This window comes from Streptomyces sparsus, from assembly GCF_054776295.1.
The window spans coordinates 1-519 of record NZ_BAAHCA010001739.1 but is presented as its reverse complement, the minus strand read 5'-3'; the positions used below and the strand labels follow the sequence as shown (position 1 = coordinate 519).

Annotated in this window: 1 protein-coding gene; it reads left to right on the top strand. The window is 75.7% G+C overall.

Translation table 11 applies throughout. From position 1 onward, the window contains the following. On the top strand, window positions 1–457 hold a 457-nt coding region (locus tag ACYVE9_RS30585; protein WP_461031093.1), incomplete at its 5' end, for a PucR family transcriptional regulator. Between the last annotated feature and the right edge of the window lie 62 nt (window positions 458–519).

Below are 519 nucleotides of genomic sequence, written 5' to 3'. Positions count from 1 at the left end.
CGACCTGGCGGCCGGACTGGGTGTGCCCGACGGCGTCCGGGTCGGCGTCAGTTCCGTGGTGACGGGCCTGGCCGCGCTTGGTGAGGCCCGGCAGCTGGCCGAGACCGCGCTGCACGCCGGTCCCGGCGACGGCGGGGTGACGCTGCTCGACGAACACCTGCCGGCCGCGCTGGTCGTCTCCTCGCCGGGACTGGGCGAAGCACTGGTCGGGCGGGTGCTCGGTCCGCTGGACCGGCTGGAGCCGTCCGACCGTGAGCTGCTGATCGCCACGCTGGAGGCCTGGCTGGACGCCGACGGCTCCGCCCAACGCGCCGGCGGACGTCTGTACTGCCACCGCAACACCGTGCTCAACCGGCTGCGCCGCTTCGAGCAGCTCACCGGCCGCTGCCTGAGTCACCCCTCGGACACGGTGGAGGTCTCGCTGGCGCTCACCGCCCGCCGCCTGCTGGCGAGTTGACCCGCTCGGCGTGCCGGCGGACCGACCCGCCGGCGGGACCACAGGCGGCCCCGAGGCGCGGA